Raw genomic sequence first — 14,570 nt, forward strand, 5'->3', positions numbered from 1 at the left:
GCGCAAAACCGACGCTTGATATCGAGAGGCGCCGCATCTCCAGCTGAAGGTGCTCCGTTGCCGCGGCACATCATTTCAGACGCGAAATCCTATCACGGGAGATGGATTCCGGTTGCGCGCATGGGTCATGGGCAGTGGGAAAGCAGGTCCTTTCAGTCTGAAAGCGTGGGCAATCTTGCAGCGCTTCAGCCCTCGAGCACGCTTTCCTGACGCCGTCGCAATGAGTTGAAGACCGTGTGCGGGAGCCGTAGTTTAGGATCCTCGGAAAAACGCCGGCTCAACGCATCGAAATCTGCATCTGGATCGGCCGTAATCAAAGCGACCTCGTCAAAGAAATCCAGTTCGGAATGCGAAAGCGTCGCATTTAACGCGGGTTGCGCTCCCCAAACGTCCCAAGGCAGGATTTCGCGACCGTCGAGAGTGGCGAGATCTCGGATCAGGTTACCGGCGATGAACCACAGACCACGAAGCTGCTCAAACTCGATGCCGAACAGATTTGGATCGAGTTCTCCGCTGCGGCATCTGCGCCAGGCCTCGGAAGCGGTCAGGAATTGGGCGCGCGGAACGTCATGGATGTCGAAACGAATTCCGAGATTGCGGATGAAACCCCCGTCGAGCTGGCTGTCCAGCAGGGCCCAGCGCCCATCAGCCGCTTTCCAATACTCACATACCCAATGATCCTCGAACTTGCCCGGATTGAAGTAAGTGGCGAAGCCTCCGCGGCCACGGGCGGGAATTCCGTGCTGCCGAAGGATTGCGACGGACAGCAACATGTAATGGCGGCAGATTCCGACCAGACGCTTCTGGGGCGGCCGGGCGACGGAGAGCGGACGGTCGTCGAGCACCAGCAACGCATCGAGCATCTTCTCCAACGGCCGGACGTGGCTTTCGCCGCGGCGCGCTTCGGGAACCTTGTAACCGTAGAATGGTTCTGCGGCGTGCTCGTAGATCAGCAAAGCCTGCGCCGTGTGGGCAACGCCGGCCGGATCGGACGGCAGTATGTCGAGGAGCGCAGAATGGCGGCCGGGCGCGCTAAAGGCAGAATGTCTTGTATAATGTTCATGCTTGCAATGCTGCGCGCCATCATTGCCCGCGCAAGGGGCGGAAAGGGCCTTGGCGTTCATGATAAACCTCCTGCGGATGGACTGCCGGTACGCCTGTTCTGCCATGGGCTCTGAAGGGGTGTTTGATCCTGGTTGCTGACGTTTGCGCCTTATTCGCCCCTGGAGCTTTGTGAAGACAGCGCGCTGTTCGCTCCCGGCAGGGCGCATCGTAACCGGCACGATATAACCGGCCGCGCTATGAAACGCGCGGAACGTTGCGTGCCGCGATCTCCTTCGATAAAAACCCGGCATGCTGATCCGACTCGCAAACGACGACGACCGAAGCGCGATCTGGCGGATCATCGGCCCGACGATCCGCGCCGGCGAGACCTATGCGCTCGATCGCGATCTTTCCGAAGTCGATGCGCTCGCCTACTGGATGGGAGCGGACCGCGAGACCTTCGTCGCGGAAGAGGATGGCATTATCCTCGGCACCTATTACATCAAGGCCAATCAGGCGGGCGGCGGGCGCCACGTCTGCAATTGCGGCTACATGACCGATCCCGCCGCAAGAGGCCGCGGCGTCGCCCGCCGCATGCATGAACATTCGCTGCAGCATGCCCGCTTGCGGGGTTTTCGGGCCATGCAGTTCAACTTCGTCGTCAGCAGCAATCGCCGCGCCGTCGCGCTGTGGCAATCGCTCGGCTTCGACATCGTCGGCCGGCTGCCCGGCGTCTTCCTTCATCCGACCGAGGGCTATGTCGACGCCTTGGTGATGTTCCGCACTCTCTAAACGGCACGTGGAAAAAAGATGTAAGCGCGCTGTCGAAATCGCAGCGGTTCAAACGTCTTTAATCGCAAGGCGCGGAACCGGCGGACCGGCTGCACGCGCCGCGATCACTCTGTCGGCATGGAGGTATGAAGCCATGAGTGTTTCCTATCGTTGGGTCATCGTCGCAGTCGGCGCCCTGATGTCGTGCGTCGCCATCGGCGCAATGTTCTCGCTGGCGATTTTCCAGGAGCCGATCGCCACCGCGACCGGCTGGTCGCATGTCGGGATTGCCAGCGCCATGACGCTGAATTTCCTCGTCATGGGTCTCGGCGGTTTCCTCTGGGGGGCGGCAAGCGACCGTTTCGGGCCGCGCCTCGTCGTGCTGGTCGGCTCGGTGTTGCTCGGCCTGGCGCTGGTGCTCGCCAGCCGCACCGCAACGCTCATCGAATTCCAGCTGACCTATGGCATCCTGGTCGGACTGGCCGCCAGCGCCTTTTTCGCGCCGATGATCGCTGCGACCACCGCCTGGTTCGACGTCAACCGCGGTCTTGCCGTGTCACTCGTATCAGCCGGCATGGGGGTGGCGCCGATGACCATCTCGCCCTTCGCCCGCTGGCTGATCTCGGCCTATGAATGGCGCCCCGCCATGTTGATCATCGGCATTGCCACCTGGGTGCTGCTGGTGCCGGCCGCGCTGCTGGTCAGGCGCCCGCCTGCCGAGAGCGTCGATGCCGGCACGGAGTTTGCCGCGGCGGGCGCTCGGCCGCAGCTGTCGAAAGTCTTCCGGTCGCCGCAATTCATCGTGCTCGGCCTCACCTTCTTTGCCTGCTGTGCGGCCCACTCCGGGCCGATCTTCCACATGGTCAACTATGCGACGATCTGCGGCGTCGCGCCGATGGCGGCCGTCAGCATCTACAGTGTCGAAGGCCTGGCGGGCCTCGGCGGCCGGCTGCTCTATGGCAGCCTCGCCGACAGGCTCGGAGTGAAGCCGGTCCTGGTCGCCGGCCTCCTCGTGCAGGCGGCCGCGCTCGCGACCTATCTCCTGGTCAGCGAGCTGACGGAGTTCTATGCGCTCGCCATCGTCTTCGGCAGTGCCTATGGCGGCGTAATGCCGCTCTATGCGGTGCTGGCGCGGGAATATTTCGGCCAGCGCATCATCGGCACCGTGCTGGGCGCGGCGACCATGCTCTCCAGCCTCGGCATGGCCTTCGGCCCTCTGATCGGCGGCTGGATCTTCGATACGTTCGCTAATTATTCCTGGCTGTTCATTGGTTCTGCGATGGTTGGGCTCGGGGCTGCGGCAATCGCGCTGGCATTTCCGCCGCTTGTCCGGCGGGAGCAGGAGGCGGTTTTCGGTGTGTCGTCTTGAGGAGTCTCCAATCAAGGAAGTCTGCAAGACCAGTCTCAAGAAAGAACCCTCCCCAATCCCTCCCGATAAGGGGGAGGGGCTAAGCTCTCGCTGTATGGGGCCAAACAGCGAAACTTTTCTGCAGATGAAACGGTGAAATGGTACGCGGTTGCGGCACTTTGGTCCCTTCCCTTGTGGGGAGGGGTCTTTGGCCAGAACCGGCCAGCCATGACATCTTCCAGGACGCAAATCTCCGGCTTTCGTGCATTGCCCTTCCCCGATCTCGGCTGATAGACTTCCCCCATCTGTTTCATCACCTATGTCCTTGGTTTTCGGGAGGCTTCTTGGCCATGACAGAACTTGCTCAATTGCTCGCATCCATCAATCTGCCGGATCTCGCCGGCAAGGCCGTGCTGATCACCGGCGCCTCGACCGGGATCGGCGCGGCGCTCGCCCGCGCCTTTGCGGCTCAAGGCTGCAAGGTCGGGGTGCATTACAACGCCAGCCGTGAACCGGCCGAGAAGCTCGCCGAGGAAATCCGAGCCGCCGGCGGTACGGTGCATCTGATCCAGGGCGACGTGTCGAGGGAAGGCGAGACCGAGCGTGTCGTCGAGGAGACGGCGAAGACCTTCGGCCATCTCGACGGGCTGATCAACAATGCCGGCGGCATGCTGGGGCGCAAGCCAACCTCCGAATATACCGACGCCCATTATGCCGCGGTGATGGACCTCAACGCCCGCTCGGTGCTGGCGGCGACGCGCGCGGCCCATCCCTGGCTGAAAAAGCAGGGCGGCTTCATCATCAACACCACCTCGATCGCAGCCCGCAACGGCGGCGGCAATGGCGCGGTCCTCTACGCCGCCTCCAAGGGCTTCGTCTCGACCATCACCCGCGGCCATGCCAAGGAGTTCGTCGCCGACAGGATCCGCGTCAACGCGGTGGCGCCGGGCGTGATCGCCACGCCCTTCCACGAGCGCTATACCAATGACGAGCAGATGGAGTTGCAACGCAAATCGATTCCGATGGGCTTCGTCGGCACATCGGAGGATTGCGTCGGGGCCTATCTCTTCCTCGCTTCGCCAACACTTTCGGGCTACATCACCGGCCAGGTCATCGAGGTCAACGGCGGCCAACTGATGCCGTAAACGCTTCGATCGGCAAACGACAGCGTCCGCTTTTGCCTAGGGCTACGGAACTTTCGAACCACCTTCACGTTTCCCGCTTGGTCTTTTCATCAAGCGGGGCGCCATGAGCTTTTCCTTTTCGGAACTCGACTTCCTCAAGCCGGAGCTGGGGGCGGAGTATACGGGTTCCGGTACTCATTTCGCCGTCTTCTCGGCGCATGCGCAACAGATCGAGCTCTGCCTGTTTTCCCCTGACGGAAAAGATGAGATCGCCCGGCTGCCCTTGCCCAAACGCGAGGGCGACATCTGGTCGGGCTATATAGCCGGTATCGGACCGGGCACCGTCTATGGCTATCGCGCCCATGGCCCCTATGATCCGGGTGCCGGCCATCGCTTTAATCCGAACAAGCTGCTGCTCGACCCCTATGCCAAGCAGGTGACGGGCGAATTGCAATGGCACGATGCACTCTTCGGCTATCGGATCGGCGAGGACGATCTTTCCTTCGACGACCGCGACAGCGCGCCCTTCATGGTCAAGGGCGTCGTCCAGGATCCCGACTTCGACTGGGCAGGCGAAGAGGCGATCCGGCGGCCGTGGCCGGATACGATCATCTACGAGGCGCATGTGCGCGGCCTGACGATGACGCATCCGAAAGTGCCGGACCGGCTGCGCGGCACCTTTCTCGGCATGTGCAGCGATCCGATCATCGATCATCTCGTCGGACTTGGCGTCTCGGCGATCGAGCTGCTGCCGATCCAGTATTTCCTCGACGACCGCTATCTCCTCGAAAAGAATCTGAGGAATTATTGGGGTTATCAGACGCTCGGCTTCTTCGCGCCGCAGGCGCGCTATCTCTCAAGTGACAAGATCACCGAAATCAAGACCATGGTGAAGAGGTTCCATGCGGCCGGCATCGAGGTCATCATGGACGTGGTCTACAACCATACGGCCGAAGGCAGCGAGAAAGGGCCGACGCTCTCCTTCCGTGGGCTCGACAATGCGAGCTATTACATCCTCTCTCCCGACGATCCCCGCCACACTTTCGATACGACGGGGACCGGCAACACGCTGAATGTCGCCAATCCGATGGTGATGCGCATGGTGCTCGACAGCCTGCGCTATTGGGTCGGCGTCATGCATATCGACGGCTTCCGTTTCGATCTTGCCAGCACGCTCGGCCGACAGGATCTGGAATTCGACCGTCAGGGCCTGTTCTTCGGCGCCATCCGTCAGGATCCGATCCTTGCCGGCGTCAAGCTGATCGCCGAACCCTGGGATATTGGCGCGGGCGGTTATCAGGTCGGCGGTTTCCCACATCCCTTCCGCGAGTGGAACGACAAGTTCCGCGATGACGTGCGCCGTTTCTGGAAGGGCGACGGCGGCATGGTGTCGGAGCTGGCGGCGCGCATCACCGGTTCGGCGCCGCAATTCAATCATTCCGATCGGGGCGCGACCTCCTCGATCAATCTTTTGTCTGCCCATGATGGCTTCACGCTGATGGATACGGTGTCCTTCGACGGCAAGCACAACGAGGCAAACGGCGAGGATAACCGCGACGGGCATTCCGACAATCATTCCGACAATATGGGGGTCGAGGGTGCGACCGATGATCTCGAGATAAACGCGGCACGCGCACGCCGACGGCGCAACATGATGGCGACGCTGATGCTGTCACAGGGCGTGCCGATGATTTTGGCCGGCGACGAGCTCGGCAACAGCCAGGGCGGCAACAACAACGCCTATTGCCAGGACAACGAGATCGGCTGGACGAGCTGGGACGGGCTGGACGACCCCTTCCTCGATTTTTGTCGGCAGGCCGTTGCCTTCCGCAAGGCTCATCCCGTCCTGCGCCAGGAGCGGTTCCTGACGGGGGAGACCAGTGAAGACGGGCGTATCGAGATCGCCTGGTACAAACCCGACGGCAGTTTCATGGACGACGGAGCCTGGAACGACGACGGACTGCAGGTACTCGGCGTCTACTTCTCGAAGAGCGCGCATGCACTCGATACCGAGAAGATGGACGACCTCTTCCTCGTCTTCAATGCCGGCGGTGATTGCGAAGTTCATCTGCCTGAGGTGAACGGACTGACGCAGTGGTCACGGGTTCTCGACACCGGGGCGGAGACCGGCGCCTTCGAGGTACACGACGAGGCCAATCCTGTCATGGTCTACACCCAGAGCTTGGCCGTCTTTGCGCCGACAGGCCAGACGCAACCGCCGGAAGGGGCGACCAAGGCCCAGCGCCGCCGGTGGTTTCAGTTCGGCCGCCGTGACAAATAGCGGGTCGCCATCAGCATGAATGCCGAAACCATTACCGAACTTGGCCTGATCTATGTCAGCGATACCGAACCGGGCATCCGCAGGCGAAGGAAAGGCAAGGGCTTCAGCTATGTGATGCCTGACGGTACGACGCTTTCCGATGAATCGCAGCGGGCGCGCATCGGTGCGCTCGGCCTGCCGCCCGCCTACGAGAACGTCTGGATCTGTCTCTACGAGAACGGTCATCTGCAGGCGACCGGCATCGATGCGCGCGGGCGCAAACAATACCGCTATCACAAGGACTGGCAATCGTTCCGCAGCGCCGGGAAGTTCTACCAGCTGATTGAATTCGGTCAGGCATTGCCGAAGATCCGCCGCACCGTGCTGCGGCATCTCGACACCGGTGCCGAGGATGTCAACGGCGTACTGGCGGCTCTGACGACACTGCTCGACGAGGCGCATCTGCGGGTCGGCAACCAGGCCTATGTCAGGGAGAACGGCACTTATGGCGCGACGACCCTATTGAAGCGCCATCTGAAAATCGTCGACGGGCGGATCGAGCTCAAGTTCCGGGCCAAGGGGGGCAAGCGCGTGCAGCGCAGCCTCAAGCATCCGAGGCTACAGAAAATCCTGGAAGAAATTTCCGACCTTCCCGGCCGCCAGCTCTTCGTCTGGAAGGATGAAAGCGGCGCGCTGAAACCGGTCGATTCTGGCCGGCTGAATGCCTACCTGGCCGAAATATCGGGGATTCCGATCTCCGCCAAGACGTTCCGCACCTGGGCCGGATCGCTGGCGGCCTTCGGGGTCGCCCGCGAAAGGATCGTCGGCGGCGGGCGGCCGACGGTGAAGGAAATGTCGGAGGCTGCGGCCGAGGCGTTGCACAATACACCGGCGATCTCACGCTCGAGCTACATCCATCCGGCCATCATCGGCCTCGCCGGCAATGGCCATGCTTTGATCGAAGGCGGCAACGAACCGCTGCGGGGCTTGCGCGCCGAGGAAAACAGGCTGCTTGATTTCCTCATACGCGAGACTGAACTGAACTCTTCAGCTTTCGGCGTCTAGCTCGGGATAGTGCCTGAAAATTCCATCCTCATTGAAGGCGAGGCGGCGAGGGGAGGCGAGATAACGGGCGATGTTCGGCCGCTTCGCCACCGCATCGTGCAGGGCAAGGAGAGCAGGGTACTCCGCATTGCGCTTCGCCATGGCTTTGGGAAAGGCATAGGTGAGACCCTCGATCACCTGAAAGACCGAGAGGTCGACATAGGTGAGAGCGTTGCCGATCATATGATCGGCGCCTTCTGGATTGCGCTTCAGGACACGCTCGAAATAACCGAGGAATTTTGGAATGCGATCGCGGGTGAAGGCGGCCGAACGGGTTTTGGCTTCCTGCTTCTGGTCTTCGTAATAAAGAGACAGGTCGATCGGGTGGTGCGTATCGTGCGCTTCGGCGACGAAATCGGTGATGGTGAGCTGCAGGCCGTTGGCGACATAGCGAAGGCTTTCGTCCTCCGGCGCAAGGCCGAGCTTCGGCCCGAGGTAAAACAGGATGTTGGCGACATGCGGGATGAGGAGGTCGCCGTCCTTCAGGAAGGGCGGAGCGAAGGGGATGTGCGGCTCGCCTTCGCTCTTCATGATCTCAAGCATGGCGCCTGTTCCCCGGCCGGGCTGACGCGTGACGTCGACATAGTCGGCGCCGGCTGCTTCCAGTGCCAACCGCACGAATTCGCCGCGGCCTTGAATGCCGTCCCAATAATAAAGCTCATATGCCATGCTCAATGCCTCGGTTGACGACCGAAGTCTTTTCGCAGTTCGTCCTTGGCCTTTTCAAGGGTGTCGCGCCGCTTTTTCGACAGCTGCTCGCCGGCGCGGTTGATGTAGAAGGTCAGCATCGACATGGCAGCGCGAAACGGGCTGGACTTGCGGCGATCGCTCTCCTCGGCGGAATGCTTGATCGACCGGGCAATCTTCTTCGGATCGTCCGATTTGAACGCGCCTTCCTTGAGGTCCATAGCGTTGCTGTGCTCGGTAACGTTCTGGGACCATTTCTTCTTCGATTTGGCCATGACGAAAACCCCTTTGCCGGACGGGCTGGCGATAGACTGACGCTTGCCGTTTCCCTTATCGATTACAGAGTTGGAGCATGACGGCGCCCGAAACCGCTCACACCCTTCGGCACATGCTTAGTGGTGGCTATGGTGCTCGTTGCGCTTGCGTGTCGCGGCCGCCTTCTTGGCGGAAGCGGACCGTTCCTCCTTCGAGCGTGCCGCGGATGCAGCGCCGCCAGCCCGGCCGCCTTTTTCAGAGGATTCATGCGTATCCTTCTTGCCGCGGCCGGAACCCGATTTGTTGCCGCCGCCGCTTTCCTTGTTGACGGTCGCCCAGGCGCGCCGTTCGGCCTCCTTTTCGGAGACGCCGCGCTCCTCGTAGCTCTCCTCGATGTGTTCGGCCTTGCGTTTCTGCTTGTCGGTATAGTCGGATTTGTCTCCTCGCGGCATCTTCGCCTCCTGTGGTTTGCAAAGCGCTCGAACGCGGTTTGTAAGAGAAACCAACCGGTGCCGAGGGTAAAAGTTCCCTCTAGGGTCATTGTCCCAGATTTCGGAACAAAAGCCGGTTTTCTCAGGTTTCCGATGTGTGAGCCTGCTTAAAGCCTGCATGCGGCAAGGAACCGAGAACATGGAAAAACACATCGTCAAAGCCGATGGAAACGGCGCGATCGACGTGAACGGCCAGGTATCGCCGGTCACCTACACCGTCAGCGTCAAGGAAGGGAAGGGGCATTCCTACGAGGTCGATATCCGCCTGATGGCGCCGCGCGACTGGCTGCTGCAGAGGGGTTTCAACAGGGATGCCGTGCTTGTCAGCCAGAGCGGCGCCCGGATTCCCGTCTATCACGATGGTGCCAATCATCACGATGGCGGCAGCCATCACGATGACGATCATCATGACGGCGGCCGCCTCGATCCTGGCGACACGATCTCGATCGTATTGACGGCCCGCGACGACAGCTGCACCAGCGAGGTCGACCTGATGCGCAAATATCCCGAATTCGACGGTGCGGGTTAGAGCGGTTCAGCTTGGGAAAGCTGGGCGGCGCTCTTGACCGCCCGATCGAGTGCGGCGCTGGTGTAGGGTTTCGTCAGCAGCACCGAGCCGAAGAAGCGATCGGCGTCCGGCGGGTCGCTGTCGCCTGTGGCGAAGACCAGGCCGATGGACGGAAAGGCCTCCCGCGCCTTGGCGGCGAAGGCCGAGCCCGACATGCCGGGCAGGCCGACGTCGACGACGATGACGTCGAGGAGCGTGTGGCCGAGGATATCAACGCCCTGTTCGCCGCTGTCGGCCTCGATGACGTCGTAGCCGAGGTCCTGCAGGATTGCTGCGGTATCCATCCGAATGAATGCGTCGTCTTCCACGAGCAGCAGCCTCAGCTTGCCGGCCGTGCCGGAAACCTTTGGATCAGGTTGCTTTGCATTGGACACCGGCGCATTGGCCTCCACCTGGTGGCGTTGCGGCCGGTTGGCGAGCACCTGGCGGATCTTGCGGGCGAGCTCCTCGCGCGTATAGGGCTTGGAGAGCAGCTCCAGGCCCGGATCGAGCCTGCCGCCATGGACGATCGAGTTTTCGGTATAGCCCGAGGTGTAGAGCACGGCGATGTCGGGCAGGCGCTGTCGCGCCATGCGCGCAAGCTCCGGGCTCCGCAAGGGGCCGGGCATGACGACGTCGGTAAAGAGCAGGTCGATATGGGCGCCGCTCTCGATGACGGTGAGGGCGCTGTGCGCATCCTTCGCCTTCAGCACGTAATAGCCGAGGTCCGAGAGCATCTCGACGACCGTGGCGCGAACGCCCTCCTCGTCCTCGGCGACAAGAATGGTTTCGGTTCCGCCGGTCGCCGGCATGGTGTCGGCCGCCAGGGCGCGATCCTCGCTGCGGAACGAGCGGGCGAGGTAGAGTTTGACGGTCGTGCCTTCGCCGATCTCGCTGTAGATCTTCACATGGCCGCCGGATTGTTTGACGAAGCCGTAGACCATCGACAGGCCGAGACCGGTGCCTTTGCCTTCCGGTTTCGTCGAGAAGAACGGCTCGAAGGCCTGCTCCATCACCTCTTGCGTCATGCCGGAGCCGGTATCGGTGATGGCGAGCACGACATACTGGCCGGCCTTCACCTCAGGATGGCTGCGACTGTAGGAATCGTCAAGGAAGGCGTTGCCGACCTCGATCGTCAGCTTGCCGACGCCATCCATCGCGTCGCGCGAGTTTATCGCGAGGTTGAGCAGGGCGTTTTCGATCTGGGCCGGATCGGCGAAGGTGCTCCAGAGACCGCCGGAAACGATGGTCTCGACTTCGATTTCCTCGCCGAGCGCGCGACGCAGCATGTCGTCCATGCCGGTGACCAGGCGGCCGATATTGACGACCTTCGGCTCCAGCGGCTGGCGGCGGCCGAAAGCGAGCAGCTGGCTTGCCAGCCGCGACCCGCGTTCGACGGCAGCGAGCGCATTCGCGATGCGCTCCCTGGCCCGGCCGTTCTCCGCCACGTCCTTGCCGAGAAGCTGCAGATTGCCCGAGATCACCTGCAGCAGATTGTTGAAGTCATGGGCAACGCCGCCGGTGAGCTTGCCGATCGATTCCATCTTCTGCGACTGCTGGAGCGCTGCTTCGGCCTGTTGGCGATCGGCGATCTCGGCCGCGACCCGGACCTCGAGCAGTTCGTTGAGTTTGCGCAGCTGATCTTCCATGTGGCGACGCTGGTCGATTTCGATTTTGGCGGCGCGGAACAGCCGGATATTGTCGATCGCGACGGCCGATTGGCCGGCGAGGCTGACGAGGCTCGCCTCGGCCGCTTGAGAGAAGCGGCCGGGTTCGCCGTGGCCGAAGAACAAGCCGCCGATGACGCTGCCGTCGCGCGATTTCACCGGCACGGCGAGATAGCTCCTGACCGGCAGATGCCCCGTCGGCATGCCGGAATGCGGCGGATTCTGGCCGTAGCGCCGGTCGAGCTGGATGTCGTCGGAGCGCATGATGCCTTCGCCGCTGAAGGTCGGCTCGAAGACTTTTGTATTGCGTGGCATCGGGAATTTCTCGAAGTTCTTCCGGTCGACGCCGGAGAGCGCGTAAAGCATGTAGCTGCCGCCCTCGCCGTCATCGACATTGTAGAAGAAGGCGCCGAATTCGGCGCCCGTCAGCGTCACGCCGGCATCGACAACAATCTGGGTGAGACGTTCGACATCGGGCTCGATGGTGATAGCGGCGCCTGCCTGGTTGACGACTGCAAGCGCCTCCGATTTGGCGCGCAGTTCTTCCAACGCCAGCTTCTCGCCGCGCTTGGCGGCTACCTGGTCGGTGACGTCGAGGGTCGCGCAGAGGATGCCGGCGATGGTGCCGTCATCGTCGCGCAGCGGCGTATAGGAGAAGGTGAACCAGGTATCCTCGGTGCGGCCGTCCCGGCGCATCGGGATGAGCAGCTCTTTGAAGAGCTGCGGCCTGCCTTCGAGCGTGCTGGCGACGATCGGCGAGAACTGTTCCCAGATATCCGCCCAAACCTCGCGAAAGGGTCTTCCGAGTGCGGCAGGATGCCGGTCGGGGAAAACAGGCACATAGGCATCATTGTAAAGAAAGGCGAGATCCGGACCCCAGGCGACGAATTTCGGCTGGCGCGAATTCAACACCATTTCGGCGATATGCTTGAGAGAAGCAGGCCAGCTTTCGACCGGTCCGAGACCGACGGCGTCAAAGGCCGGATGCCGCAACAATTCGCCGATTTTGCCGCCGCCTCTCGGCCAGCCGTTGCCGACGCTTCCCATTCAAAACCGCTTCCCTGTCGCCCGCCGCGCCGGTGTGAACGGCAGAAATTCAACGTTCTACAGCATCTCTTGCGCGCCTGAAAAGGTGCGCACCGTAGGGGTTCAGCTCGTCCAACCGTCAACATAGAGGCTTGCAATGGCAGGGAAAGGGTCCGGTTGAAATATCGGTGTTCAGTGCTTTGTCATCGGGACAGGTTCAGTGCTCGGTTTGCTGCTCGGCGACGACGCTCGCGAGCACCTCGTCGCTACCGTTCGGGTAGATGGGAAGATCGAGCGTCACCGCCTCTTTCAACCCGTCGCGCTCGATCGTGAAGAACTTCCGAATACGTCCTTCACCGTTCTGCTCGCCGGACGGTTTTGCCGCTCTCGTCGAAACCAGACTGCGCTCGAAGCCCTCGGCATCGGTACCGGCGAAGGCCATCGTGCAGCTCTCGACAGCCTTCTCGCCGACCGTAGCCCTTCCAACGACCAGGGCCTCGAAGGGCGCGGCGCTGCCCGCCCCGGTGATCCAGCCGTCGAATGCCACGGGCTCCGAAAGAGGCAGAATGCTCAACACCATGTCGGCAGCAAGCGCCGGCCACTTGTTTCGGTGCGCGAGAGCGGCCGCGCGATCATACTGCGGCCCGCGGTCCAGGCAGCGGTCGGCAAAGCGGTCGAACGAAGACAGAGCATCGTCGGCCAGGGCGTCGGCGAGAGGCCCGAATGCAATCGCCGCCGAGACGAGTATAGTCTGAAGTCTTCGCATCGCTCTGATCCTCATCGCGCGTTCAGCCAGTTCGCTATCTCGACCGCGGCGACGGCGACGAGCACGAGGCCAGCCACACCGGACGTCGCGCGCGAGACGGAGGCAAGCAATTGCGGATGCCTTCTCATCAGATAGGAGATCCTGTTCCGGAAGACCACTGCGAGCAGGGCGACCGCGGACAAGGTCAGAGCGACGCCCATCATCATCGTGGCGGCGAACAGCAGGCCGGTGACGACGACCTGGTGGATCATCGCGAAAGTCATCACGAACAAGGTAAGCGGGCATGGCACGAGGCCGGCGGCAAATCCCATCAGCAGGCCTTCACCCTGAGCGTGCGAGTGGCTATGCCGGAGGAGCGCGGTCAGCACCATCCAGAGACCGATGACGCCCAGCAGCCCGCGACTGACGACCTCGAGTGCCGGCGACGACCCGGCGTCGACGAATGAGGGCGATATCAGGGGAAGGGCGAGCAGCGCGATCACCACGGCCATCGTGACATGGGTGAAAGACAGCGCGAGCGACACGAAGAGCGCCCGATGCGCTTTTGCGGACGAGCCCGCCAGATAGGTGGCGAGCACCGATTTGCTGTGGCCGGGGGTCATCGCATGAACGGCCCCGAAGACGACGCCCATCGGCAGGAAGGCCAGAAACGATGCCCAGCCACTGCCCGCGGCGAAGTCCTTTATATGGCCGGCAAAGGTCAGGTAGATTTCCCGCTGGATGTCGATGATCTGCTGAAACATCAGGCCAGCCCCGTTGTCACTGCTGCAAGCACCAGATATCGCCCCACTTTGGCGACGGTCACCAACAGCAGGAAGGTCGGCAGGGGCTCCCGCAAGAGACCGGCCACGACCGTAATCGGGTCGCCGACGATTGGCAGCCAGCTTGCGAGCAGCGACCATTTGCCGAAGCGACGATACCATAGCTGCGCCCGGTCGAGGGCCGTCGGTCCCACTGGAAACCACCGTTTCTCCCGAAAGCGTTCGATGCCGCGGCCGAGCAGCCAGTTCGCCAGTGCACCGAGAACATTGCCGAGACTGGCAACGACGAGCAACCAGAAGACAGGGAACTTCTCGGACAGGAGGAGGCCGACCAGAACGGCTTCCGACTGCATCGGCATGATCGTCGCAGCCCCGAAGGCGGTCGCGAACAATCCCAGATAGGCCAGCAGGTCGGCCATGCAGTCAAAGATATTTCGTGATCGTCTTGAACTCGTCGATCGACTGCCGCTTATCGCGGGGGAGGGCGCCGACGGTGTCTTCGAGGCAATGGTCGAGATGGTCCTGGATCAGCGTGCGCTTGGCGTTGACGATGGCCTTCTCGACGGCGGAAAGCTGTTGCGCGATGTCGAGGCACGGCTTGCCGCCCTCGATCATCGCGATGACGCTTCGGAGGTGGCCTTCGGCCCGCTTCAGGCGTTTGACGATCTCCGGATGGGTGGCGTGGGTGTGCGGTTCGCTCATCGTGTCCATGTTCTCGA

The 14,570-nt window shown here is 62.1% G+C and carries 15 protein-coding genes; 6 read left to right on the forward strand and 9 right to left on the reverse strand.

The window, feature by feature from the left end; all coding sequences use genetic code 11:
* Positions 1-185 precede the first annotated feature (185 nt).
* A complete protein-coding gene (locus NL154_RS26520; protein WP_434734528.1) occupies positions 186-1,124 on the reverse strand; it encodes a transglutaminase domain-containing protein in 939 nt (312 codons plus the stop codon).
* 229 nt (positions 1,125-1,353) lie between these two features.
* Between NL154_RS26520 and NL154_RS26525 the strand changes: the two genes are divergently transcribed.
* The 5 genes from NL154_RS26525 to NL154_RS26545 all read left to right on the forward strand — a co-directional run bounded on the left by NL154_RS26525 (position 1,354) and on the right by NL154_RS26545 (position 7,612).
* Positions 1,354-1,836, forward strand: a complete 483-nt coding sequence (locus NL154_RS26525) for a GNAT family N-acetyltransferase (protein ID WP_210632239.1) — start codon at positions 1,354-1,356, stop codon at positions 1,834-1,836.
* A 133-nt stretch (positions 1,837-1,969) separates the two neighbouring features.
* Positions 1,970-3,184: an MFS transporter gene (locus tag NL154_RS26530; RefSeq protein WP_221163716.1), complete on the forward strand. Its 1,215-nt coding sequence runs from the start codon at positions 1,970-1,972 to the stop codon at positions 3,182-3,184.
* Positions 3,185-3,513: 329 nt separating this feature from the next.
* Positions 3,514-4,308, forward strand: coding sequence for an SDR family NAD(P)-dependent oxidoreductase (locus NL154_RS26535; RefSeq protein WP_210632241.1), 795 nt, complete (start codon positions 3,514-3,516; stop codon positions 4,306-4,308).
* 103 nt (positions 4,309-4,411) lie between these two features.
* Positions 4,412-6,568 (forward strand): glycogen debranching protein GlgX, encoded by a 2,157-nt coding sequence (glgX, locus tag NL154_RS26540; RefSeq protein ID WP_221144983.1) that lies wholly within the window; start codon positions 4,412-4,414, stop codon positions 6,566-6,568.
* A 15-nt stretch (positions 6,569-6,583) separates the two neighbouring features.
* Positions 6,584-7,612: a DNA topoisomerase IB gene (locus NL154_RS26545; protein WP_210632243.1), complete on the forward strand. Its 1,029-nt coding sequence runs from the start codon at positions 6,584-6,586 to the stop codon at positions 7,610-7,612.
* Here the strand turns inward: NL154_RS26545 and NL154_RS26550 are convergent.
* The 3 genes from NL154_RS26550 to NL154_RS26560 form a co-directional block, all read right to left on the reverse strand.
* A complete protein-coding gene (locus tag NL154_RS26550) occupies positions 7,595-8,320 on the reverse strand; it encodes a glutathione S-transferase (RefSeq protein ID WP_221144985.1) in 726 nt (241 codons plus the stop codon). The two genes, NL154_RS26545 and NL154_RS26550, sit on opposite strands and share 18 nt — an antisense overlap.
* Positions 8,321-8,322: 2 nt before the next feature.
* Positions 8,323-8,613 carry a DUF3175 domain-containing protein gene (locus NL154_RS26555; RefSeq protein ID WP_221144987.1) on the reverse strand — a complete coding sequence of 97 codons (291 nt, stop codon included), beginning with the start codon at positions 8,611-8,613 and terminating at the stop codon, positions 8,323-8,325.
* 117 nt (positions 8,614-8,730) lie between these two features.
* Complete coding sequence (locus tag NL154_RS26560; protein WP_210632246.1) at positions 8,731-9,045, reverse strand: plasmid stabilization protein; 315 nt, start codon at positions 9,043-9,045, stop codon at positions 8,731-8,733.
* A gap of 178 nt (positions 9,046-9,223) precedes the next feature.
* On the opposite strand from NL154_RS26560, the gene NL154_RS26565 reads away from it, so the two are divergent.
* Positions 9,224-9,613 (forward strand): hypothetical protein, encoded by a 390-nt coding sequence (locus NL154_RS26565; RefSeq protein WP_221144989.1) that lies wholly within the window; start codon positions 9,224-9,226, stop codon positions 9,611-9,613.
* Here NL154_RS26565 and NL154_RS26570 read toward each other — a convergent pair.
* The 5 genes from NL154_RS26570 to NL154_RS26590 all read right to left on the reverse strand — a co-directional run bounded on the left by NL154_RS26570 (position 9,610) and on the right by NL154_RS26590 (position 14,562).
* Positions 9,610-12,345, reverse strand: a complete 2,736-nt coding sequence (locus NL154_RS26570) for a response regulator (RefSeq protein WP_434734370.1) — start codon at positions 12,343-12,345, stop codon at positions 9,610-9,612. The two genes, NL154_RS26565 and NL154_RS26570, sit on opposite strands and share 4 nt — an antisense overlap.
* Positions 12,346-12,541: 196 nt before the next feature.
* Positions 12,542-13,090 (reverse strand): hypothetical protein, encoded by a 549-nt coding sequence (locus NL154_RS26575; RefSeq protein WP_221144993.1) that lies wholly within the window; start codon positions 13,088-13,090, stop codon positions 12,542-12,544.
* 11 nt (positions 13,091-13,101) lie between these two features.
* Positions 13,102-13,833 (reverse strand): ABC transporter permease, encoded by a 732-nt coding sequence (locus NL154_RS26580; RefSeq protein ID WP_221144995.1) that lies wholly within the window; start codon positions 13,831-13,833, stop codon positions 13,102-13,104.
* Positions 13,833-14,270: a YqaA family protein gene (locus NL154_RS26585; protein ID WP_210632251.1), complete on the reverse strand. Its 438-nt coding sequence runs from the start codon at positions 14,268-14,270 to the stop codon at positions 13,833-13,835. Before NL154_RS26585 ends, NL154_RS26580 begins: the two co-directional genes overlap by 1 nt.
* Positions 14,271-14,274: 4 nt before the next feature.
* On the reverse strand, positions 14,275-14,562 hold the full coding sequence (locus tag NL154_RS26590; protein ID WP_405047652.1) for a metal-sensing transcriptional repressor: 288 nt from the start codon (positions 14,560-14,562) through the stop codon (positions 14,275-14,277).
* Positions 14,563-14,570: the final 8 nt, after the last annotated feature.

It is taken from the genome of Rhizobium sp. YTUHZ044 (assembly GCF_051123975.1).
Lineage (GTDB): Bacteria > Pseudomonadota > Alphaproteobacteria > Rhizobiales > Rhizobiaceae > Rhizobium.

Coding starts and splice junctions, on each gene's coding strand:
- NL154_RS26520 (WP_434734528.1), bottom strand. CDS start 1,124: ATGAACGCCAAGGCCCTTTCCGCCCCTTGCGCGGGCAATGATGGCGCG.
- NL154_RS26525 (WP_210632239.1), top strand. CDS start 1,354: ATGCTGATCCGACTCGCAAACGACGACGACCGAAGCGCGATCTGGCGG.
- NL154_RS26530 (WP_221163716.1), top strand. CDS start 1,970: ATGAGTGTTTCCTATCGTTGGGTCATCGTCGCAGTCGGCGCCCTGATG.
- NL154_RS26535 (WP_210632241.1), top strand. CDS start 3,514: ATGACAGAACTTGCTCAATTGCTCGCATCCATCAATCTGCCGGATCTC.
- glgX (WP_221144983.1), top strand. CDS start 4,412: ATGAGCTTTTCCTTTTCGGAACTCGACTTCCTCAAGCCGGAGCTGGGG.
- NL154_RS26545 (WP_210632243.1), top strand. CDS start 6,584: ATGAATGCCGAAACCATTACCGAACTTGGCCTGATCTATGTCAGCGAT.
- NL154_RS26550 (WP_221144985.1), bottom strand. CDS start 8,320: ATGGCATATGAGCTTTATTATTGGGACGGCATTCAAGGCCGCGGCGAA.
- NL154_RS26555 (WP_221144987.1), bottom strand. CDS start 8,613: ATGGCCAAATCGAAGAAGAAATGGTCCCAGAACGTTACCGAGCACAGC.
- NL154_RS26560 (WP_210632246.1), bottom strand. CDS start 9,045: ATGCCGCGAGGAGACAAATCCGACTATACCGACAAGCAGAAACGCAAG.
- NL154_RS26565 (WP_221144989.1), top strand. CDS start 9,224: ATGGAAAAACACATCGTCAAAGCCGATGGAAACGGCGCGATCGACGTG.
- NL154_RS26570 (WP_434734370.1), bottom strand. CDS start 12,345: ATGGGAAGCGTCGGCAACGGCTGGCCGAGAGGCGGCGGCAAAATCGGC.
- NL154_RS26575 (WP_221144993.1), bottom strand. CDS start 13,090: ATGCGAAGACTTCAGACTATACTCGTCTCGGCGGCGATTGCATTCGGG.
- NL154_RS26580 (WP_221144995.1), bottom strand. CDS start 13,833: ATGTTTCAGCAGATCATCGACATCCAGCGGGAAATCTACCTGACCTTT.
- NL154_RS26585 (WP_210632251.1), bottom strand. CDS start 14,270: ATGGCCGACCTGCTGGCCTATCTGGGATTGTTCGCGACCGCCTTCGGG.
- NL154_RS26590 (WP_405047652.1), bottom strand. CDS start 14,562: ATGGACACGATGAGCGAACCGCACACCCACGCCACCCATCCGGAGATC.